This is a genomic window from Gemmiger formicilis (genome assembly GCF_016900095.1).
GTDB classification, from domain to species: domain Bacteria; phylum Bacillota; class Clostridia; order Oscillospirales; family Ruminococcaceae; genus Gemmiger; species Gemmiger formicilis_A.
Window position 1 is genome coordinate 164,866 of the sequence record NZ_JACJJP010000001.1, and the last position, 20,935, is coordinate 185,800.

At 58.8% G+C, this 20,935-nt stretch carries 23 protein-coding genes; 8 read left to right on the forward strand and 15 right to left on the reverse strand.

Annotation, left to right across the window (positions count from 1 at the left end):
- Nucleotides 1-56: 56 nt before the first annotated feature.
- The 8 genes from H6B15_RS00785 to H6B15_RS00820 form a co-directional block, all read right to left on the reverse strand.
- Complete coding sequence (locus H6B15_RS00785; RefSeq protein ID WP_204645071.1) at nucleotides 57-1,298, reverse strand: ABC transporter substrate-binding protein; 1,242 nt, start codon at nucleotides 1,296-1,298, stop codon at nucleotides 57-59.
- Nucleotides 1,299-1,312: 14 nt separating this feature from the next.
- Nucleotides 1,313-2,155: an ABC transporter permease gene (locus tag H6B15_RS00790; protein WP_204645072.1), complete on the reverse strand. Its 843-nt coding sequence runs from the start codon at nucleotides 2,153-2,155 to the stop codon at nucleotides 1,313-1,315.
- On the reverse strand, nucleotides 2,155-2,976 hold the full coding sequence (locus H6B15_RS00795; protein WP_204645074.1) for an ABC transporter permease: 822 nt from the start codon (nucleotides 2,974-2,976) through the stop codon (nucleotides 2,155-2,157). Before H6B15_RS00795 ends, H6B15_RS00790 begins: the two co-directional genes overlap by 1 nt.
- Before the next feature lie 6 nt (nucleotides 2,977-2,982).
- Nucleotides 2,983-4,029: a spermidine/putrescine ABC transporter ATP-binding protein gene (gene potA, locus H6B15_RS00800; RefSeq protein ID WP_204645076.1), complete on the reverse strand. Its 1,047-nt coding sequence runs from the start codon at nucleotides 4,027-4,029 to the stop codon at nucleotides 2,983-2,985.
- Between the two features lie 337 nt (nucleotides 4,030-4,366).
- Nucleotides 4,367-5,263: a sensor histidine kinase gene (locus H6B15_RS00805; protein WP_204645078.1), complete on the reverse strand. Its 897-nt coding sequence runs from the start codon at nucleotides 5,261-5,263 to the stop codon at nucleotides 4,367-4,369.
- 29 nt (nucleotides 5,264-5,292) lie between these two features.
- Nucleotides 5,293-6,102 (reverse strand): hypothetical protein, encoded by an 810-nt coding sequence (locus H6B15_RS00810; protein WP_204645080.1) that lies wholly within the window; start codon nucleotides 6,100-6,102, stop codon nucleotides 5,293-5,295.
- Nucleotides 6,095-7,009, reverse strand: a complete 915-nt coding sequence (locus tag H6B15_RS00815) for an ABC transporter ATP-binding protein (RefSeq protein ID WP_204645081.1) — start codon at nucleotides 7,007-7,009, stop codon at nucleotides 6,095-6,097. The genes H6B15_RS00810 and H6B15_RS00815 overlap by 8 nt, the downstream gene beginning before the upstream one ends.
- Before the next feature lie 91 nt (nucleotides 7,010-7,100).
- Nucleotides 7,101-7,769, reverse strand: coding sequence for a response regulator transcription factor (locus H6B15_RS00820; protein ID WP_204645083.1), 669 nt, complete (start codon nucleotides 7,767-7,769; stop codon nucleotides 7,101-7,103).
- A gap of 137 nt (nucleotides 7,770-7,906) precedes the next feature.
- On the opposite strand from H6B15_RS00820, the gene H6B15_RS00825 reads away from it, so the two are divergent.
- From H6B15_RS00825 to H6B15_RS00840, 4 genes are read left to right on the forward strand one after another with little or no spacing between them, the layout of a single operon-like run.
- Nucleotides 7,907-8,278 (forward strand): GntR family transcriptional regulator, encoded by a 372-nt coding sequence (locus H6B15_RS00825; RefSeq protein WP_204645084.1) that lies wholly within the window; start codon nucleotides 7,907-7,909, stop codon nucleotides 8,276-8,278.
- Nucleotides 8,278-8,976 carry an ABC transporter ATP-binding protein gene (locus H6B15_RS00830; RefSeq protein ID WP_204645183.1) on the forward strand — a complete coding sequence of 233 codons (699 nt, stop codon included), beginning with the start codon at nucleotides 8,278-8,280 and terminating at the stop codon, nucleotides 8,974-8,976. Before H6B15_RS00825 ends, H6B15_RS00830 begins: the two co-directional genes overlap by 1 nt.
- Nucleotides 8,977-9,002: 26 nt before the next feature.
- Nucleotides 9,003-9,821, forward strand: coding sequence for a hypothetical protein (locus H6B15_RS00835; protein ID WP_204645085.1), 819 nt, complete (start codon nucleotides 9,003-9,005; stop codon nucleotides 9,819-9,821).
- Between the two features lie 17 nt (nucleotides 9,822-9,838).
- Entirely contained in the window at nucleotides 9,839-10,051 is a 213-nt protein-coding gene (locus tag H6B15_RS00840) for a zinc ribbon domain-containing protein (RefSeq protein ID WP_204645087.1), read from the forward strand.
- Nucleotides 10,052-10,134: 83 nt separating this feature from the next.
- Here the strand turns inward: H6B15_RS00840 and H6B15_RS00845 are convergent, their stop codons facing one another.
- Together H6B15_RS00845 and H6B15_RS00850 are read right to left on the reverse strand one after the other, a co-directional pair.
- A complete protein-coding gene (locus tag H6B15_RS00845; protein WP_204645089.1) occupies nucleotides 10,135-10,686 on the reverse strand; it encodes a hypothetical protein in 552 nt (183 codons plus the stop codon).
- A 17-nt stretch (nucleotides 10,687-10,703) separates the two neighbouring features.
- Nucleotides 10,704-11,423, reverse strand: a complete 720-nt coding sequence (locus H6B15_RS00850; protein ID WP_204645090.1) for a Bax inhibitor-1/YccA family protein — start codon at nucleotides 11,421-11,423, stop codon at nucleotides 10,704-10,706.
- Nucleotides 11,424-11,536: 113 nt separating this feature from the next.
- Between H6B15_RS00850 and hemW the strand changes: the two genes are divergently transcribed.
- The gene (gene hemW / locus H6B15_RS00855; protein WP_204645099.1) at nucleotides 11,537-12,616 is read left to right on the forward strand and encodes a radical SAM family heme chaperone HemW; all 1,080 of its coding nucleotides are present in this window, start codon (nucleotides 11,537-11,539) and stop codon (nucleotides 12,614-12,616) included.
- Nucleotides 12,617-12,661: 45 nt separating this feature from the next.
- Here the strand turns inward: hemW and H6B15_RS00860 are convergent, their stop codons facing one another.
- The 3 genes from H6B15_RS00860 to H6B15_RS00870 are packed head-to-tail and all read right to left on the reverse strand — an operon-like array spanning nucleotide 12,662 to nucleotide 15,070.
- Nucleotides 12,662-13,234: an ATP-binding cassette domain-containing protein gene (locus tag H6B15_RS00860; protein ID WP_204645101.1), complete on the reverse strand. Its 573-nt coding sequence runs from the start codon at nucleotides 13,232-13,234 to the stop codon at nucleotides 12,662-12,664.
- Nucleotides 13,231-14,019, reverse strand: a complete 789-nt coding sequence (locus H6B15_RS00865; RefSeq protein WP_204645103.1) for an ABC transporter permease — start codon at nucleotides 14,017-14,019, stop codon at nucleotides 13,231-13,233. The genes H6B15_RS00860 and H6B15_RS00865 overlap by 4 nt, the downstream gene beginning before the upstream one ends.
- Entirely contained in the window at nucleotides 14,009-15,070 is a 1,062-nt protein-coding gene (locus H6B15_RS00870) for an MqnA/MqnD/SBP family protein (RefSeq protein WP_204645106.1), read from the reverse strand. Before H6B15_RS00870 ends, H6B15_RS00865 begins: the two co-directional genes overlap by 11 nt.
- Nucleotides 15,071-15,175: 105 nt before the next feature.
- On the opposite strand from H6B15_RS00870, the gene H6B15_RS00875 reads away from it, so the two are divergent.
- From H6B15_RS00875 to H6B15_RS00885, 3 genes are read left to right on the forward strand one after another with little or no spacing between them, the layout of a single operon-like run.
- Nucleotides 15,176-15,949, forward strand: a complete 774-nt coding sequence (locus H6B15_RS00875; protein WP_204645108.1) for a Crp/Fnr family transcriptional regulator — start codon at nucleotides 15,176-15,178, stop codon at nucleotides 15,947-15,949.
- 7 nt (nucleotides 15,950-15,956) lie between these two features.
- The gene (locus H6B15_RS00880) at nucleotides 15,957-16,931 is read left to right on the forward strand and encodes a glycosyltransferase family 2 protein (protein ID WP_204645110.1); all 975 of its coding nucleotides are present in this window, start codon (nucleotides 15,957-15,959) and stop codon (nucleotides 16,929-16,931) included.
- Complete coding sequence (locus H6B15_RS00885; protein WP_204645112.1) at nucleotides 16,928-17,503, forward strand: flavin reductase family protein; 576 nt, start codon at nucleotides 16,928-16,930, stop codon at nucleotides 17,501-17,503. The genes H6B15_RS00880 and H6B15_RS00885 overlap by 4 nt, the downstream gene beginning before the upstream one ends.
- 146 nt (nucleotides 17,504-17,649) lie before the next feature.
- Here the strand turns inward: H6B15_RS00885 and H6B15_RS00890 are convergent, their stop codons facing one another.
- Complete coding sequence (locus H6B15_RS00890) at nucleotides 17,650-19,305, reverse strand: ABC transporter permease subunit (protein ID WP_204645114.1); 1,656 nt, start codon at nucleotides 19,303-19,305, stop codon at nucleotides 17,650-17,652.
- Nucleotides 19,306-19,321: 16 nt separating this feature from the next.
- Complete coding sequence (locus H6B15_RS00895) at nucleotides 19,322-20,830, reverse strand: sugar ABC transporter ATP-binding protein (RefSeq protein ID WP_204645115.1); 1,509 nt, start codon at nucleotides 20,828-20,830, stop codon at nucleotides 19,322-19,324.
- Nucleotides 20,831-20,935 lie beyond the last annotated feature (105 nt).

Consider the following 20,935-nt stretch of genomic DNA (forward strand, 5'->3'; position numbering starts at 1 on the left):
ACCCGCTTTGCCCAACAAAAACACCCTTTCCGTGGGCCGGAAAGGGCATTTTGCAATCAGTAATTGTCCCGCATCTTCTTGCACAGTTTGCGCCAGATATTGAAGCCGGACAGGGCCACCGCGCCCAGCAGGAAGATGACCACCATCCAGCTGCCGCCGCTCTCGTCGTAGCTCTTCATCTGGCTCCACTGGCTGTCCATCTCGGCGTTGATCTCATCCGGCAGGGTGACGAACACCTCCGCCTTGGACATAACGTCCTCCCCGGGATAGGCGATGGGGCTGTACTTCAGGTCATCGTCCAGCATCTCCCACACCGCCGTGATGGGGGTGGAATAGCCAATGTAGTCGCAGTTGGCGTAGCCCACCGACGTTTCACACATATAGTTGATGAACATTTCGGCGGCTTCCTTGTTCTTGCTGGTGGCCGGAATGCACATGCTGTCCACAAAGAAGTTCACGCCCTCTTCCGGGTGGACAAAGGCCAGGTCGGGGTTGTCCTCGATCATGGTCAGGGCGTCGCCCGCATAATACGGGGCCATGGCGGCCTCGCCGCCCTCCATCTTATCGAAGATCTCGTCCATGACATAGGCCTGCACGATGGATTTCTGGTCCTGCAGGTCTTTCATGACCTGATTCACCTCCTCCACCGAGGAAGGGTTCAGGGACAGACCCGCCCGCTTGGCCGCAATGGCGTAGGCATCCCGGGAGTTGTTGAACATGAGCACGTTGCCGGCATACTGCACGTCCCACAAAGCGGACCAGCTGGTGGGGGCCTCGTCCACCATGGTGGTGTTGTAGATCAGGCCGGTGGTACCCCACATGTAGGGCACGCTGTAGGCGTTGTCCGGGTCAAAATCCCAGCCCAGGTATTCGTCCCCGATGGCGGCAATGTTGGGAATGTTGTCGTAGTCCAGGGGAGCCAGCATTCCTTCGGCGATGAGTTTGCCCACCATGTAGTCGGAGGGAAAAATCACATCATAGCTGGCGCCGCCGGACTTCATCTTGGCATACAGGCTCTCGTTGGAATCAAAGGTGGTGTAGTTGACCTTGATGCCGGTGAGTTCCTCAAAGGCGGAGACCACGTCCACGCTGTCGTCCGAGCCGTCGGAGATATACAGGCCCCAGTTGTAGACATTCAGGGTGATGTTGTCGTCGGCAAAGCGGGTCCAGTCGTAATCCCCGGAAACCGAGATGTCCTCGTTGATCACGATTTCTTCCGCGGCAAAGGCGGGGGTGGCAACGGCGGGCAGCAGCAGCATCAGGGCAGCGCCCAAAGCGCAAAAACGTTTCAGCTTCATCTTGCCCCTCCCCTTCACACTTCGGCCGCGCCCTTGCGGATGGCCGCCTGGTTGCGGCGGTAGGCGCGGGAATCCATATGGTTGGAAATCAGGATGATGGCCAGAATGACCAGGAAGATGATGGCCGACAGAGCGTTGATCTCGGGGCTGACCTTCTTGCGGGTCATGCTGTAGATGGCGATGGGCAAGGTCTGCATGGTGCCGCAGTTGAAGTAGGAGATCATGAAATCATCAATGGAGTAGGTCAGGCAGATCAGGAACGCCGACAGGATGGCCGGGGTAAGCTGGGGCAGAATGACCTTGAAGAAAGCCTGCCGCGGCGTACAGCCCAGGTCCAGCGCCGCATTGTACAGGCTGGGGTCCAGCTGGCGCAGTTTGGGACCCACGTTGAAGATCACGTAGGGCACGTTGAAGGTGATGTGGGCGATGAGCAGGGTTGCCCAGCCGAAGATGCCGCCCTCTCCCCCGATGCCTGCCTGCTGAAGCAGCACAAAGAGCAGCATGAGGGAAACACCGGTGATGATTTCGGGGTTGACCACCGGCACATAGCTGATGTTGTTGACAATCAGCTGGGTGCGGCGGGACATGGAATTGATGCCGATGGTGGCCAGGGTGCCCAGCACGGTGGCCAGCACCGAAGACACCAAAGCCAGCACAACCGACAACCCCAGAGCGGACAGGATCATCTCGTTGTGGAACAGGCTGCGGTACCAGTCCAGGGTAAAGCCGGAAAAGACGGTACGGCTCTTGTTTTCATTGAAGCTGTAGGCGATGAGCACCGCAATGGGCAGGTACATGAACCCGAAGATCATCACGATGTAGGCGCGCTGGAGCAGGCGTTTGTGTTGTGTTTTCATTACATGACCCCCTCCATTTCCTCTTCGTCAAAGCTGGATGTGAAGCTCATGCACAAAAGCACAATGACCATCAGGGCCAGGCTCATGGCAGAACCCAGGTTCAGGTTGTAGGAGTTGCCCAGGAACTGCAGTTCGATCAGGTCGCCGATGAGCAGGTTGGAACCGCCGCCCAGCATGCGGCTGATGATAAAGGTGGACACCGCCGGCACAAACACCATGGTGATGCCGGTGGCAATGCCCGGCTTGGACAAGGGAATCAGCACCCGCAGCAGGGTCTGGAAGGTGTTGCACCCCAGGTCCTGGGCCGCCTCGATGATGGAATCATCAATCTTGGTCATGGCGGTGTACAGCGGCAGAATCATATAGGGCAGGTAGTTGTACACCATGCCCAGCACCACCGCACCGGAAGTGTTGATCATGTTCAGCGGGCCCAGGCCCACCAGGCCCAGCAGCTTGTTGATCAGACCGTTTTTCTCCAGCAGGGTCATCCAGGCGTAGGTGCGCAGCAAAAAGTTCATCCACATGGGCAGCATGATCAGCATGAGCATGATGTGCTGCTTGTTGGCCCGCAGGCGGGACAGAAAATACCCCACCGGGAAGGCCAGCACCAGGCAGATGATGGTGGCTTCGGCCGCCAGCAGCAGGCTGCGGGCGAACACCGAGGAATACCGGCCGATTTCGGAAAGGTTCTGCAGGGTGAAGGTGCCTGCGGAATCGGTCAGCGCATACCAGATAACAATGAACAGGGGCACCACGATGAAGATGGACATCCACAACAGATAAGGTGCCGCTGCCCAACGGGAAGCTTTGGAACGAAGCATGCGGCGTCACACCCCTTCCCGCGACATGATGTGAATCTCGTCCGGGCCGATGTTCATGCCGATGATCTCGCCGGGCTGGCTGGCCTGGGTGGAATGAATCAGCCATTCCTTGCCTTCCACATCCACATGCATCTCAAAATGCACGCCCTTGAAGATGACTTCCTTCACCAGGCCGGTGAGCATACCGGTGGACGGGGGCACAATGGCCACGTCCTCGGGGCGGACCACCACCTGCACCGGCTCGTTGACGCCGAAGCCGCGGTCCACGCAGGAGAAATCATGGCCGCAGAAGCTGACCAGGAAGTCCTTGAGCATGATGCCTTCCACAATATTGGAATCGCCGATGAAGTTGGCGATAAAGGCGTTCTGGGGTTCGTTGTAGATATCCTGGGGGCTGCCGATCTGCTGGATGTTGCCCTTGTTCATGACCACCACCGTGTCGGACATGGTCAGGGCTTCTTCCTGGTCGTGGGTAACATACACGAAGGTGATGTTCATCTCCCGCTGCAGACGCTTGAGTTCCAGCTGCATCTCCTTGCGCAGTTTCAGGTCCAATGCACCCAGAGGCTCGTCCAAAAGCAGAACCCGGGGCTGGTTGACCAGGCTGCGGGCAATGGCCACGCGCTGCTGCTGGCCGCCGGACAGCTGGTGGATGCTGCGGCGCTCGAAGCCTTTCAGGCCCACGATCTCCAGCATTTCCAGCACCTTCGGCCGCAGCTGTTCTTCGGGCATCTTTTTCAGACGCAGACCGAAGGCCACATTCTCAAACACATTGAGATGCGGGAACAGTGCATACTTCTGGAACACCGTGTTGACCTGACGCTTGTAGGGCGGCAGGCCGGTGATGTCCTTGCCATCAAAAAGAACATTGCCGGACTGCGGGGTGATAAAACCGGCAATCACGCGCAGAGTGGTCGTCTTGCCGCAGCCCGAAGGGCCCAGAAAGGTGACGAACTCTTTGTCGTGAATGTCCAGCGAAAGGCCGTTCAAAACCTTTTCCCCGTCAAAGTCAACAACAATGTTCTTGAGCGATACGATCAGCGAATCATTCATTTTATACTGCATCCCCCTTTGCGGAATCTGTGCCGGCGGCTCCGGCTCCATGCGGATACCTGCCGGTCAGCGCCCATGATACCACCCCGCAAAAGGTTTGTTACACCGTCGGTTCGGTTGGGTTCGGACCGCGGCTACAGTGGCACATACAACGCTTGTTCTGTGTTCAATAGATGCAAAACACAAGTTTCATTATACCGTGTTCCCGGGGGCTGTCAATCAATTTTTGTATAAATATAGGGAAAAAGCGTGCAAAGTGACATTTTACGTCGAAATGTTCAAGTGTCTGTCCCCATGCGAAAACAGCCCGCACCGGACTCCGGCACGGGCTGTACGGTTACATTTTGGCGGGCGGCAGCCAGAGACAGATGCGCAGCACATCGCCTTCCAGCGCTGCGTTCACCCGTCCGCCCATGGCCTCGGTCAGCTGCCGGACAATGGACAGGCCCAGCCCCGCCCCGCCGTGACCGCTGCGTCGGGCGGTATCTGCCCGCCAGAACCGGTCGAAGAGATGTTCCGGGTCGATGGCCGCCGGGTCGGCCACCGGGTTGGAAAAGACAAGGCCTTCCGGCGTCTGGGCTATGGAAAATCTGCCGGCGGCATGGTGGATGCCGTTGGTGACGAGATTGCGCAGCACACGGTCCAGTGCTTCGGTATCGGCCAGAACCGTGGCTGCCTGATCAGGGAAATCCAGCTGTGGCTCCAGCCCAGCGGATTCCAGCTGGGGGACCAGGGCAGCCAGGGATTCACACACCGCCGGCCACAACGCCACCGGGTGCAGGTCCATGGGCATAGTTTCCCCCGCTTGCAGGCGGGTATACAGAAACATTTCGTCCAGCAATCCTTCCAGGTCCTGCAGGCGCTGCTCCACCGTATCCAGCCGCCGGGCCCGGATTCCCGGATCGGTTTCGGTGCGCAGCAATTCCAGATGCCCGCAGGCGGCTGCCAAAGGTGTGCGGATATCGTGGCTGAGGGCCGCCATGGTATTTTGCAGCTCCTGTCCGGCCTTTTTCGCCTCCAGGGTCTGCTGCCGGGTCCGGTCCAGCCGACCGTTGATGGCCCGGGCCGCACGCACCACCGGGCCCAGCCGCACCGACACCGGCAGGCTTGTGTTGGAATCCGGCGGGGTGTTCTCCAGCCAGCTGGCCCAGGCGGAAAACTGATGCAGCAAGCGCAGGACCAGCACAACCAGCGCCACAACCGCGCAGCCAAGCACAAGCACGGCAGCAAGCATACAAAACACCTCTTTCCTGTCCGAAATTTTCAGGCCTGGTCCCGCCTGCGCAAAGACAGGTCGGTGAGAAGGCCATACACCACCACCCAGGCCAGGCATGTTACCGCGATGTGCAGGTACTGTTCAGACCGGAAGTCAGGCGTAATCATCCGGCCACAGATACAAATGGTAAACCGGGTCAAATCCGGCAGGTGCAGTATCTGACAAGCAAAGCCCAGCACCAAAGCCGGCAGCCCTGTCCCCACGCATAGGGCGACCAGCGCCATCCAGCCTTCCCGGCGGATCAGCGTGGACAGGAAAAAGGCACACATAGAAATGGCCCAGCCCACCAGGCAGGCCGCCAGGTACATCTGCAGCCAGTCCAGCCAGGTGCCGCCCACCGCGCCGAACACCAGCAGCGGGTACAAGGCCAGCGGTACCAGCAAGTAGGCTGCCATAAGCACCGCATTGTATACCAGCAGACACAGGGCCCGCCCCACCACATAGGGCCAGCGGCACCCCAGGGCAGGAAAAATATTCTTGACGGCCCCTCCCGTATAGTCCTCCGCGCAGTAAACGCCGGTGAACACCGCAATCAGGGAAATCCAGAATCCGCCTTCAAACAGCATCTGGTGCATGTACCTCTGCAGAGTATATCCCGCCAGCGCCGCACCATCGGCTATATCCTCGGCCGTGATCTCGGCCCCCTGGGCCTGCATAGCATTGACGGTTTCCGGGTCCGAAAGCAGAGTGATAAACGCATAGGACAAAGCGATCATTCCCAGCCCCAAAAGAAGCCCGGTCAGCAGGTATTTCTGACGACGCAGCCGGTACCAGTCCATCCGAAGCACTTCAAACATGATTTTCCACCCCCATCATCTGCAAAAAGTAATCTTCCAGTTCCTGGCGGTGGGTACCGATGGACTGCACCGCCACCCCGCCGTCCAGCAGGACAGCGTTGATGCGGGCCGGGTCGGCTGGATCATAGATACGCAGCTCCCCTTCCGGGCGCACGGTGTAGTCGTGCAGGTGGAGCTTGTCTTCCAGCAAGGCTGCTGCACGGTGGGGGTCCGGAGTTTGCAGGGCGATATACGCCCGGCACCGGCTGGAAAGCTCCGCCGCCGTGATTTCCTGCACCATCCGGCCGTCCCGGATGATGCCGTAGCAGGTGGCGAATTTTTCCAGCTCGCCCAGAATGTGGCTGCTGACCACAATGGTCACACCATGCTCGGCTTGCAGCTGCTGCAACAGCAGGCGCACGTCCCGGATGCCCTCCGGGTCCAGACCGTTGGTGGGTTCGTCCAGCAGCAACAGGTCGGGGCTGCCCAGCAGGGCCAGGGCCAGTCCCAGGCGTCGACGCTGACCCATGGAAAAGTGTTTGGCCGCTTTTCTGCCCATATGTTCCAGACCGGTCTGGGCCAGCACCCGACCGACTGCAGTCTTTTCATCATCCAGGCCCAGAAGTTTGGCCTGCAGAAGGCAGTTGTCTGCTGCAGACAGCGATCCGTACAGACCGGCGTCCTCAATGAGGATGCCCACCCGACGGCCACAGCCGCCTTGGTGCAGCGGCTGCCCGAAAATTTCAATCTGTCCGGCCGTCGGGTTGGCCAACCCTGCCAGCAGTTTGAAGGTGGTGGACTTGCCGGCCCCGTTGGCGCCGATAAAGCCATAGATTTCCCCCTGGGGGACCTGCATATCCAGATGGTCCGCGGCAGCTTTGCCATGATACCGCTTACAGAGTCCCCGGGTACGAACAGCGATTTGCATTTGACCCTCTCCTTTGTTTGGTATGCCTTCATTGTACCGGGCAAAGGCCAAACAATCGCAAAGGAAATATAAAGAAAGAATAAAGTTTGCCTTATTCCAGCCGGAACCCGATGCCCCACACCGTCTTGATATAGGTATCGGTACCGGTGGGGCGCAGCTTGGCCCGAATGTTGGAGATGTGCACGTTGATGGTCTTGTCTTCCACAAAGGCCTGTTCCTGCCAGACAGCCTCGTATATTTCCTGCCGGGTGAAAACTTTTTTGGGGCGGGCCGCCAACAGGGCCACAATCTCGTATTCGTGCAGGGTCAGGGGAATCTGGTTGCCCTGCACTGTCAGGGTGCGGGCTTCCGGGTCGATGCGCCATTCCTTATATTCCAATACGGAAGATTGGGGCGCTGCTCCCGCATGGCGCAGCTGTACCCCCACCCGCAGCCACAGTTCCTGCAAGGAAAAGGGCTTGGTGAGGTAATCGTCGGCCCCCAGTTCCAGCAACTCCACCTTGTCCTGCAAGGCCGTGCGGGCGGACAGCACAATGACCGGCACGCTGCTTTTGGCGCGGATTTCGGCCAGAAGCTGCTGCCCGGTCAGGCCCGGCAGCATCAGGTCGGCGATGATCAGGTCCACCCCGCCCTGCTGCCAGTACAGTCGGCCTTCGGTGCCGGAAAATGCCTGGGTACAGCGGCAGCCGCGGGCGGCAATGTATTCGGTCACAGCGTTGTTGATATCGGTATCATCCTCAATGATCAGGATATGCGGCATGGTATCTCCCCCTGTATGCAGCGGTACTGCTGTTATCATACCGCAAAAAGATTCTTCTGCAAAGGGGTTGACAATTTCCGGGCCCGATGTATTATTGTATTAGATGGTTAATACAATAATACAAAGGAGGTGCCGCGATGGAATGGAACATCGAATCCGGCCGACCGGTGTACCTGCAGCTGGTTGAACAGCTGGAGCTGGCCATCGTGACCGGCGCCATGCCTGCCGGGTCCAAGGTGCCGCCGGTGCGGGAACTGGCAGCCCAGGCGGGGGTCAACCCCAACACCATGCAGAGGGCGTTGCAGGAACTGGAAAGCCGAGGGCTGATGCAAACCCATCGCACCGCCGGGCGCACCGTATCTGCCGGAACCGAACAGCTGGACGAAATCCGTCGCCAGCGGGCCAAGGCCCTGGCTGAGGAGTTCTGGAAACAGATGCAGGCGCTGGGCATCAATGCCGAAGAAACCGCCGCGCTACTGTGCGCGGCTGCCGAAAAGGAGACGATATGATGCAAGTAATCTATCAGGCCAAGGGGCTGTGCAAACGCTATGGCCACAAAACGGCCCTGGATAATGTGAACTTTGAAATTCTTCCCGGACGCCTGGTGGGGTTGCTGGGCCCCAACGGCAGCGGCAAAACCACCTTGCTGAAACTTTCCGCCGGACTATTGAGCCCCAATGCCGGGCAGATACTCATCGGCGGCCAGGTTCCCGGGGTGGCCACCAAAGCCATCACCTCCTACCTGCCCGATCGCATGGCCCTGCCGGTGGAAATGCGGGTGGACGATGTGGTTGCCCTGTTCGCGGATTTCTATGCGGACTTTGACATGCCGAAGGCGTCCCGGATGCTGGCCGATCTGAAACTGGATCCGCGGCAGCGCATCGGCACCATGAGCAAAGGCACCCAGGAAAAGATGGAGCTCTGCCTGGCCATGAGCCGGGCCGCCAAGTTGTATTTGCTGGATGAACCTTTGGGCGGCGTGGATCCGGCAGCCCGGGAGTACATCCTGAATACCATCCTGCGCAACTACAACGAGGACGCTGCCGTGGTCATCTCCACCCATCTGGTGGAGGATGTGGAGCGAATGCTGGATGAAGTGCTGATTCTGAAAGAAGGGCAACTGCTGACCCACCGCCCCGTGGACGAACTGCGGGAGGAAAGCGGCATGAGCCTGGACGAATATTTCCGCACAACCTTCCGCGTCTGATCTGAAGGGAAAAGAGGGATTTTGCCATGATGAACAAGCTTTTGAAATATGAATGTCTGGCCGTGGGACGGATTCTGGTGCCCATCTGGGCCGGCACGGCGGTATTCGCCTTGCTGGCCGCGATGATCGGGCGGTTGGACAGCGTCTTATCCGGAACGGTGGGAACACCGGTGTCGGCCGTTCTGGAATCTTTTTTTCAGATTCTCACCGCCCTGTTTCTCTTTGCCACCATTGCCGCCTGTGTGGTGCTGAACATTCAGCGCTTCTACAAATTGCTGGGTGACCAGGGATATCTGATGTTCAGTCTGCCCGCGGCGCCCTGGCAGCACATGGCCGCCAAGCTGCTGTGTGCCTGCGGCTCCACCATTGCTTCCATTCTAATCTGCATTGGCTGTACCTGGATGGCCAACGCAGACGGCGAGGCGGAAGCCGCCCAGACGGTTTCGCAGCAGTTTTCCCTGCAAAGCAGCATAGGCACGGTGTTTCTGGTCGTGCAGATGGTGCTGGCCATGATCTCCGCCTATCTGTACCTGTATCTGTGCATGGCCATCGGCTCCCGCTGGCCCCAGCAGAGGATGCTGGCCAGCATTGTCACCTATTTTGTGCTGGGCTTTGCCCTTCAGATGGCGTTTGTGCTGCTGTTTGCATTGGCCGCCATCGCAATGACCCATCTGCCGCAATCCGTATTGGATGGTTGGACCCGCTTCTTTCTGGAAATGAGCCTTCACGGCGAGATGGTCGCCGGCATCATGGCCGGCAGCGTGCTCTTGCTTTTTGCGCTGGCAGATGGTATTCTGTGGGCAGTAACCCATCGTCTGATCAGCAAAAACTTGAACCTTCCCTGACTCAAAGGAGGCATCTTATGGAAAAACACCAATATGTCTGCCCGAAGTGCGGCTGCCAGGAATATGTGGCCGACCGGCTTCAGGCCACCGGCGGCAATTTTGCCAAGCTGTTTGATATCCAGAACAAAAAGTTTACCACTGTCAGTTGCTGCCAATGCGGCTACACCGAGCTGTACCGGGAAGTGGGCGGCGACGGCTGGGATGTGCTGGACTTCCTCATCGGCAACTGATTTTTTCCACCCGAAACATGACAAAAGGGACGAACCCCGTGGGGGTTCGTCCCTTTTTGCTGCGGTGCCTGGTCGAGCGCCGCTTATTTGCGTTTGTAAAGGATCGGCACATCGTAGCCGAAGGTGCGCTTGCCATTCATCTCCATCTGTTCGGTCACCTCCAGGCAATCGGAAGAGAACCGCTCAAACAGGGTGAACTTGAGCACCGGGGTAAACATGCTGACGCTGCCGCCTTCCCACACACCGTCCTTGCAGGTGTACAGCGCAGGGGTAAACTTTTGGGAGGGCCGAAGGGATGCATATTCCACATCTTTCAGCTGGGCTGCGGTGAAGCTGTTCTTGTCGTATCCTTCCGGCGTGTCGTAGGAGGTCAGCCGGATATTGTCCCCTTCCTGGGTGAACAGGAACAGATGGGGTGACGCATGGGTGCGTCCGGCCACCGTGTAGTAGCTTTCCTCCACCAGAAAGACTCCGGCAAAATCGGAAGGCAATCCCCGGATTTTATCGTTGCAGGGGGTGTTGCGGTGTTCGGCAAAGGGAAAATCCGCCTGGCCTGCCGCCGTCAGTTCGGCATGCTGGGCCGCGTTGTCAAATTCGCCCGACAGGAGCGAAACAAATTCCTGAAGTTTGGTCATAACAGGTACCACCTTGATCAGTCACGATGACGGCCCAGGATGCGCAGCACGTACAGGAAGATGTTGATATAATCCAGGTACAGGCTCAGCGCACCGATGATGGAAGACTTGTGCAGCATGGCTGCGTCGCCGCCAAAGTAGGAGTAATAGTATTTCAGTTTCTGCACGTCGTAAGCGGTGAAGGCCATGAAGACCACCAGGCTGACTGCGCACAGAATCAGGTCAAAGGTGCTGAAGGCACCCGGGATGAAGAACATGAGCAGGCCGCCCAGCAGCCCCACCACAATCAGGGTGATCAGCGCACCGGAAAGCAGCGTTCCCCAGGAACTCAGGTCTCGCTGAGTGCGGGCACCGTACAGGGCCATGATGCCGAAGTACAGCGCGCCGACCAGGAAGGCCAGCACCAGGGTGCTGAACGCGTAAGCCGCAAAGACAATGCTGAGATTGATGCCGTTGAGCACCGCGTACCCGAAGAACAAACTGGTGGCTGTGGACGGGCGCAGCTTATCGATGCGGGCGGACAAAACCACCACCATGGCCAGTTCCGCAATGCACAGGATCAGATACAGGCCGCTGTTGAACAAAAGATAAGCCAGCGGGCTGTACAGAGTGCCAATGCCCACCGCAAAGGTGACAAGCAGGCCGGCAAACATCCAGACAAAGGTGCGGGTCATATATTGATTGAGGGTACCGAACGGACTTTCGGCATACGAAATGGTATAATATTTTTCGTCCATAGTTCACTAGGACCCCTTTCTTTTTACGTATCCCTATTATATACTCTATCTGTCGGAAAATGTGTAAACGATATATGAATCATTGGATATTTTTTTGTTAAGAGGTGAAATCTTTGGTCCAGGACCGTTTCGGGATTTATCTGCATATTCCCTTCTGCCGCGCCAAATGCCGGTATTGTGACTTTTATTCCGCCCCCGGTACCCGGGAGGTGCCCCAGCCTTTCGTGGATGCTCTGCTGCGGGAACTGCGCAACAACCACCGCCGGCCGGATACCTTGTACTTCGGCGGCGGCACCCCGGCGCTGCTCTCCCCTACACAGGTGCGCAGCCTGATTGAGGCCGCCGCGCCGCTGCCCGGGGCCGAAATCACCCTGGAGGCCAACCCGGACGTGGTCAGCCAACAATCCCTGGCAGGGTTCCGGGAAGCGGGAGTGAACCGGCTGAGCTTTGGGGTGCAGAGCGCTTCGGACCCCCAGCTGCGCACCCTGGGCCGCACCCACACCGCCGACGGTGCCGCCCTGGCTCTGGCCTGGGCACGGCAGGCCGGGTTCGACGACCTGTGCGGTGACATCATGCTGGCTTTGCCGAACTACACCAACGCTGAATTCGACGCCACCCTGGACCTTTTGCAAACCGGCGGCTGCACCCACATTTCGGCCTATCTGCTCAAGATTGAACCGGGCACTGCCTTTGCCCGGCATCGCCCGGCCAATCTGCCCGACCCGGACGCCGCGGCAGACTTTTACCTCTACGCTGTGAAGCAGCTGGAAGCCGCCGGATACCGCCAGTATGAGATCAGCAACTTTGCCCGGCCCGGTCACGAAGGGCGGCACAATCTGCTGTACTGGAACTGCCGGGATTACTGGGGGGTGGGCCCCTCAGCCCACAGCTGTCTGGGCAATGTACGCCGGTTCTGGCCGGATGATACCGACGCCTTTGTGGCGGGTACCCTGACAGAGCAGGAGGAAGGCATCTGCGATGCCGAAGATTTTCTGCTCATGCAGCTGCGCCTGACCGCCGGGCTGGACTGGGACGAATACGTACACCGGGGCGGCACCCCGTTGGATGCCCGGCGGAAGGCTTTTCTCCGCCAGTGTGTGGGCCACGGCTATGCGGAGTTTGACGGCCGGACCCTTCGCCTGACCCCTGCGGGGATGGTGGTACAGAACGCCATACTGGAAGAACTGATGTAAAAAAGGCAAGGTTCCTTTTTGGGAACCTTGCCTTTTGTGTTTGTGTCAGTCGCTGTGGGGGTGCATCTGCACCACCGGCCAGCCCAGCAGGGCCGCCGCGGCAGCGTCGTGGGTGACGAGAATCGTATCCCGTCCCGCCGCCAGGCGACAGACCGAAGCCGCCGCCTGGGCCACCAGCTCGGCGTCCATGCCGGTAAAGGGCTCGTCCAGAAGCAGTGTCTGCGCCTGGGGACACAGCAGCGCCCGCAGCAGGGCCGTCCGGCGTTTTTGTCCCCCGGAAAGCCGTTCACTGGGAAGGGCCAGATCCTTATCCACAAAGCCCAGGGTGCGCAACTCCCGTTCCGCTGCGTCCGGCGCTCCGCCGGTGAGTACAATGTTGCCCACGGCGGTAAGCTGTGGGCACAGGCGGTTTTCCTGAAACACCGCGCCCACCCGGCCGATGCCCGTTATGGTGCCTTTGTCCGGCGTTTCCAGGCCCATAAGAATCCGCAGCAGGGTCGTTTTTCCGCAGCCGGAAGGCCCCATCAGCACCAGCGGGCCGGAGGTGTGCAGGGTAAAATCCCGGAGCACCGTGCGGGTCCCGAACCGCTTTTCCAGGTGTTCCACCGCAATGCTCATACCGCCCTCACCTCCCCGCAAAGCCGGGCTTTGAGCCGGCGCAGGCCCCGGGCCGCCACCGCCGAAAGCAAGGCGGACAGCAGCACAATGACCAGGGTCCAGGCGAAGACGTCCGGGGTGGACAGGGTGATTTTCGCACGGTAGAGAGCATCTCCCACGCAGTTATCAGGCAGACCGATGACCTCGGCGGAGACACCGCTTTTCCAGCACATGCCCATAGCGGCAATGCAGCTTTCGCTCAAAGACGGAAAGACGCCCGGCAGCCAGATATACCGCAGCCGCTTGACCAGAGGCAGCCGATAGACGCGGGCCATTTCCAGCAGCTGGGCATCGGTGTCGGCAATGCCGCCCATGACGCCGGCGTAAATCACCGGCAGCACATGGGTGAAGCTGACCACCACCGAAAGGTTGGCGCTGCTGACCCACAAAAGAGCCAGAATTACAAAGCTGGCCACCGGCATGGCACGGATCAGCTGCATGGGCGGTCCCAGCAGCACCCGCACTGTGTGCCAGCGCGCCCCTGCCGCCCCCAGCACCACACCGCAGACCACGGCCAGCAAAAAGCCGGTCAGAATGCGCAGGGTACTGAATCCGATGCGGTGCCAGAAATCCAGGGTCGGCAGCTGTACGGCCAATGCCCGCAGCGTCTGCAGTGGGGTGGACAGGAACAACCCGCCATGCCCCAGGGCCATGGCGACCAACTGCCACACAATGACCCAAAAGACCACCGCCGCAGCGGTGTGCCAGCGGTCACGATGGACCGCCGGGCAGGAATCAGACGCCATAGTAGAAGTCGTCAGCCGGCAGCTGGCCGCCCACGCTGGTGGGATCGGCGTCGTACAGCACCTGGAAGTAGGTTTCCAGGGCGGTGCGCATCTCCTCGCCGGTGATGAAAACGATGTTGCACTCGGGCAGGGCCTTCTGAGCCAGAGCAGCCTTGGCCACGATGCCGTAGCTTTCGCACAGGGCGGCAGTGCCTTCCAGATCGGTGTTGGCCGCCTCAGTGCTGGCCTGGTAGGCGCTCAGGAACGCATCAAAGGCTTCGGGATCGGCTTCCACGGCATCCTTGCGGGCCACCAGAACACCGGTAACCAACTGGGAACCGGCCACCTTCTCCCACTCTTCGCTCATATCAAACTTGACGCTCAGGCCTTCCACCTGGGACAGGGCGCTGGTCACGAAAGGCTGGGGCAGCATGGCAATAGTGCCCTCACCGCGGGCGGTCATCTGGGCCACCACTTCGGTGGATTCGCTGAAATATTCGATGGTCACATCCTTGTCGGGGTCCAGGCCGTTTTCGCTGAGCACGTAGCGCAGCACATACTCGGGGGTTGTGCCCTTGCCGGTGGTCAGGATGGTCTTGCCCTTCAGGTCCGCAATGCCGGTATACTGGGCATCGGAGTTTTCCACGATGTACAGCACACCCAGGGTGTTGATGGCCGCCACTTCCACGGCGCCGTTGGTCTTCTGGTACAGGGTGGCTGCCAGGTTGGCGGGAATGGCCGCTGCATCCAGATCGCCCTTGACCAGCAGCGGGACAATCTCGTCCGCCGCGCCGTACATGGTGAAATCAAGGTCCAGGTCGCTTTCGCCCTTGTCCACATCATCCACCAGGTTTACCAGGCCCATGGTGGTGGGGCCCTTCAAACCGGCCACGCGGAAGCCGGTGGCTTCGGCGGTTTCCGGAGTTTCGGCCGCGGGGGTCGCGGTGGGGGCAGCGGTTGCCGCAGGAGCCGCAGTTTCCTGGGTGGAGGCCGAGGACGGCGCACCGCAGGCCGCCAGGGATACAGCCAGGGCCAGCGCGCTGAAAGCAGCGAGAACGCGTTTGAATTTCACAATGATTTCCTCCCATTGCCGCTGTTCGCGGCCAGAATTCCATTTGCTTTTGCCGCATTACTATACTATAATAAAGCAAGAATGTCGATTGCCGGTGCAACAGTTTTGCCCGGGCAACATTTTGCGGTGTCTTTCCTGACCAGGACGAGGCGCCGCCGATTTCTGCATGAAAGGACCTTTGCGATGAACCTGCGGCCGTATTATCCTGTTTTGCGCAGCACTTCCCTGCTGCGCGGTATGCGTGATGATGAGCTGGACAAGATGCTGGATTGCTTTGCCCCGCGCGTGCGCCGCTACCAAAAAGGAGAATTCCTGATGCTGGCCGGCTATGAGACCAACGAGGTCGGCATTCTGCTGGAAGGGTCCATCACCGCCCTGAAAAACACACCGGACGGCAGCAGCGTGGCCATTACCGAGATGAGCACCGGCGGGCTGTTCGGGGATGTACTTTCCGGTTCCAGCACCAAAAGTCCGGTCAGCGTCATGGCGCAGACCGATTGCCTGGCCGTTTACCTTCCTTATGAGAAGATTATTCACCCTTGTGCCCACCTGCATGAAAGCCACCTGCAGCTGTTGCAAAATCTGGTGCTGACCATTTCCAACAAGTACTTTGCCCTGGACCGCCGGGTGGAACTGCTGATCTGCAAAAGTCTGCGGGTCCGTATCAGTCTGTGGTTGCTGGAACAGGCGGACGAAGCCGGTCAGGACACCTTTGCGGTGCCCCTGACCCGCGCCGGTCTGGCCGAGTACCTGAACTGCGACCGCAGTGCTCTGAGCCGGGAGCTGGGCCGCATGCAGCGGGAAGGATTGATTGAGACTTTCCGCGGAAGCTTCAAGATTTTGGACAAAGAAGGCCTGCGTCACCAGTGCCAGGAATGAGGTAATCATGAGCCACCGTCAGACCCCTGTTTTGTACATTGTCATCCCCTGCTACAACGAGCAGGAAGTGCTGCCCATCACGGCGCCCCTGTTCCTGCAGAAGATCAACGACCTGGCCGCCGCAGGCAAGATCAGTCCGGACAGCCGGGTGTTGTTCGTCAACGACGGTTCCAAGGACAACACCTGGCAGATCATCCGTGATCTGGCCGCCGGTGACCCGCACTATCTGGGCATCTGCCAGAGCCGCAACCGCGGCCACCAGAATGCCGTACTGGCCGGTCTGATGGAGGCCAAGGACCGCTGCGACATCACCATTTCCATCGACTGTGACGGCCAGGACGACATCAATGCCATGGATGACATGGTGGACGCCTATCACGACGGCTGCGAGGTGGTGTACGGGGTGCGTTCCAAGCGGGACACCGACACCTTCTTCAAGCGTTTTACCGCCGAAAGCTTCTACAAATTGCTCAATGCCATGGGCGCCGAGGTAGTGTTCAACCACGCCGATTACCGTCTGATGAGCGCCCGGGTGCTGCAGGAATTCGCCAATTTCAAGGAAGTGAATCTTTTCCTGCGGGGGATGGTCCCTCTGGTGGGCTTCAAGAGCACCGCCGTCACCTACGAGCGCCACGAGCGCATTGCGGGGGAAAGCCACTATCCCCTGTCCAAGATGCTCAGTCTGGCCTTTGACGGCATCACCAGCCTTTCGGTCAAACCCATCCGGTTTATTACCGGCTTCGGTGTGCTGGTGGCACTGATCTCCTTTATCGGCGTGATCTGGGCCATGGCGGAAGCCGCCATGGGAGCCACCGTATCCGGCTGGGCTTCCACCACCTGTATCATCTGCTTTGTGTCCGGTGTACAGCTGATCTGCCTGGGTGTGATCGGTGAGTATATCGGAAAAATCTACATGGAAACCAAGGCGCGGCCGCGGTATATCATCAGCGAACGTACCTGGGACAAGGAGGACGACGAATGAGCCGCCAAGTATGGAAGGGTTCTACCCTGCTCAATCCCGAACCGCCGGTGCTGGTCAGCTGCGGCAGCCCCGAAAAGCCCAACCTGATCACGGTGGGCTGGTGCGGCACCATCTGCACCCAGCCGTCCATGCTGTCCATCAGCGTGCGACCCGAGCGGTACAGCTACGATCTGATCAAGGACAGCGGTGAATTTGTGGTGAATCTGCCCACCGAACGCCTGACCCGGGCGGTGGACTGGTGCGGTGTGAAGAGCGGTCGGGATGTGGACAAGTTTGCCGCCATGGGATTGCATGCGGCCCCGGCGGCCAAGGTGGGCACCGTGCTGTTGGAGGAAAGCCCCCTGAACCTGGAATGCAAGGTCACCCAGCGCATTCCGTTGGGCAGCCACGATCTTTTCCTGGCCGAGGTGGTGGCGGTGGACGTGGACGAAAGCCTGCTGGACGAAAACGGAAAGTTGTGCCTGGAAAAAGCCAAGCTGATCGTCTATTCCCACGGAGAATATCTGGCTCTGGGGCGTCGGCTGGGGACCTTCGGGTACAGTGTGCGCAAGAAGGCCGGGCGCCGTAAATAACAATTGGAAAAAGAGCAACGCCGGAGGCGGTTTTAGGCCTCCGGCTTTTTTGTATGAAACCTGTCCGACGTAAAAAAGGAACCCGCCGCACGGGGAACGGTTTTCCCGTGCGGCGGGCCGCAAAAAAGGTTGATGCGAAAGGCGAATTACTTTTTCTGGACGTACTTCAGGCAGTCGAGCATAACGGCAACCAGAATGATGATGCCGGAGAAGACGAACTGCAGGTTGGTGTCGATGCCCAGAGTCGTCAGGGAGTAGGTCAGCGCGGTGAAGATGAAGACGCCGACCACAACGCCGGAAATCTTACCGATACCGCCGGTGAAAGAGATGCCGCCCACAACGCAGGCCGCGATGGCGTCCATTTCCCAGCCCTGGCCGTAAGCGGCGGAGCCGGAACCCACCATGCGGATGCATTCAAGCCAGGAGCCGAAACCGTACAGGATGCCGGCCAGGATGAAAGCGCCCACGGTGACGCCGAAGACGGAGATACCGGAAACGGAAGCCGCTTCGGGGTTGCCGCCAACAGCGAACAGATTCTTGCCGAAGGTGGTCTTGTTCCAGATGAACCAGACGATGATCACGGCTGCCACAGCCCACAGGATGATGGTGGGGAAGCCGTTGATCTTGGGGATGATCATGCTGGGAATGTTGGATTCGATGGCACCGAAGGACACACCCTTGGTGGAGTAGGTAACCAGACCGAAGATGACCAGCATGTTGGCCATGGTGGAGATGAAGGGATGCATCTTGAACTTGGCCGTGAAGAAACCGGCGATGGTGGTAAAGATGGTGCACAGCACGATGCAGACCACCAGAGCCAGCAGCACGCGGGCGATGACCGGCAGGCCGGTGAAGTCAAAGACATGACCGAACACGGAGCCGGTGTTGGGGCCGGAGTGCATCACGATGGTGGCGGCGGTCATGCCCATACCGACCATACGGCCGATGGACAGGTCAGTGCCGGCCAGCAGGATCAGGCCCGCAACACCCAAAGCCAGGAACATACGGGGCGAAGCCTGCTGCAGGATGTTCAGCACGTTGTTGACGGTGAGCAGCTGCACGTTCTTGACGATGGGCGTGATGATGCACAGGGCGATGAAGATCACGATAATGGCGATGTACAGACCGTTGCGCAGCAGGAAGTCACGACGGTTGAAGGTGTACTTGTAGTTTTCCCATTTCTGGGTCAGGGACTCCCCTACCGTGAACTTGGACATGCGCAGCATGTCGATCAGGTGGTACTTGTAGTCGAAGGCGGCATGCTGGCGGTCCTTGACAGCCTGCAGGTCCTTGTCCAGCTGCATCTTGGCGTCGAACAGACGGTTCTTATGAACGTACTTTTCGTCCTTGATCTCGTGGGCGTCGCTGAGCTTGGCCAGGGTTGCCTGGTGCTCCTTCTCCAGCTGGGCCACGGCCGCCTTGTACTTTTCCTGGGCCATTTCCTTTTCCACTTTGCAGCTGGCCACCACAGCCTGGTAGTATTCGCTGTCATAGTGGGCTTTCAGGTAGCTTTCGGCTTCCGCAATCAGCTTGGCCACAGCGTCCTTGTTCTTGGCTTCCACAGCCTTGGCTTTTTCCAGGGCCGCTTTCTGCTGGGTGATCTTGGTCTGCTTTTCCGCTTCGGTATAAATGCGGTCGCGCTTGAGGTTGTCAATGTTGTTCTGAATATCAATGACCCGGTCGGTACCGTCCACACGCAGGGCATTGATCTTTTCCTGAATGGCACCGACGTGTTCGTCGATGGGCTGGAGAAGGGCCGCTTCCTGTTCAGCCGTCAGGACTTTTGTTTTTTCTGTCACCATAAGTAATATCCCCCACTTACAGGTATTTCGCACTGAGTCTCAGCAGCTCTTCCTGGTTGGTCTCCTTGGTATTCACGATGCCGGAAAGGTGACCGTTGGACATGACGCCGATACGGTTTGTGATGCCCAGAATCTCAGGCATTTCGGAGGAAACGACGATGATTGTCTTTCCCTGTTTTGCCATGTTGATGATCAGCTCATAAATCTCGTACTTGGCGCCGACGTCGATACCGCGGGTCGGCTCGTCCATCATGAAGACCTGCGGTTCGCGTTCGAGCCACTTGCCGAAGATGACTTTCTGCTGGTTGCCGCCGGAAAGGCTTGTGATCATATCATCCGGGCCCATGCACTTGGTGTGCATGATCTTGATTTCCTTGTTGGTGGCCTTGACCATCTTGGGGTTGGACAGCGCCACGCCGGCCTTGTATTGGTTCAGGTTGGCAATGGTGGTGTTGAAGGTCAGGTCACACTTGAGGAACAGGCCGTTGGCCTTGCGTTCCTCGGTAATCATGGCAAACCCGTGCTCGATGGCTTCCTTGGCGTTGTTGAAGTTCATCATGCGGCCTTTGAAGTACACACGCCCGGCTGCGCGGGTCCGAACGCCGAAGATGGTTTCCAGCAGTTCGGTACGCCCGGCACCCACCAGACCGTACAGGCCGAAGATTTCGCCTTCCCGCACATCAAAGGAGATATCCTGCAGGTGCGGCGCGTACTTGGTGGAAAGATGCTGCACCGAGAGGATCGGTTCGCCGGGGGTGTTGTCCACCGGCGGGAAGCGGCTTTCCAACGAACGGCCGACCATGGCGGAGATCAGTTCGTTCATGTTGGTGTCGGCGGTGTCCTTGGTCATGACCAGGTTGCCGTCACGCAACACCGAGATCTGGTCGCAGATCTCGAAGATTTCGTCCATCTTGTGAGAGATGTAAATCAGAGAGATTCCCTGTGCCTTCAGCATGCGCATCATCTCGAAGAGCTTGTCGACCTCCTGCACGGTCAGTGAGGAAGTGGGCTCGTCCAGAACAATGACCTGAGAATTGTAGGAGATGGCTTTCGCGATCTCGCACATCTGACGCTGGGAAACGGACATGTTCCGCATGGGTTGGGTCAGGTTCACGGTCATGCCGAGCTTGCGGAACAGCTCGGAGGCCTTCTTTTTCATTCGCGTCTCGTCAACAACACCGACGGAATTGACCGGATACCGGCCAAGGAACAGGTTATCGATGACGTTGCGTTCCAGGCACTGGTTCAGTTCCTGGTGGACCATGGCAATGCCGTTTTCCAGGGCATCCTTCGGGCCGGAAAAGTTGATTTCCTTGCCGTTGAGGTAGATCTTGCCTTCGTCCTTCTGGTAGGTGCCGAACAGGCACTTCATCATCGTGGACTTACCGGCGCCGTTTTCGCCCATAAGCCCCATGACAGTTCCGCGCTTCACGTCGAGGTTGATATGGTCAAGAACCCGGTTGCGGCCGAAGGACTTGCACATACCACGAATTGACAAGACGATATCGTCTTTCGCATCTGCCATTCTAGTTACTCCCGTATCTGCAAATTCAGCATCTGCGGCCAAAGGCCGTTTTTGCCGTAGTTTCATCAAAAAACGCTATTAGGGAGAAGCTGCTTCGCATATCAA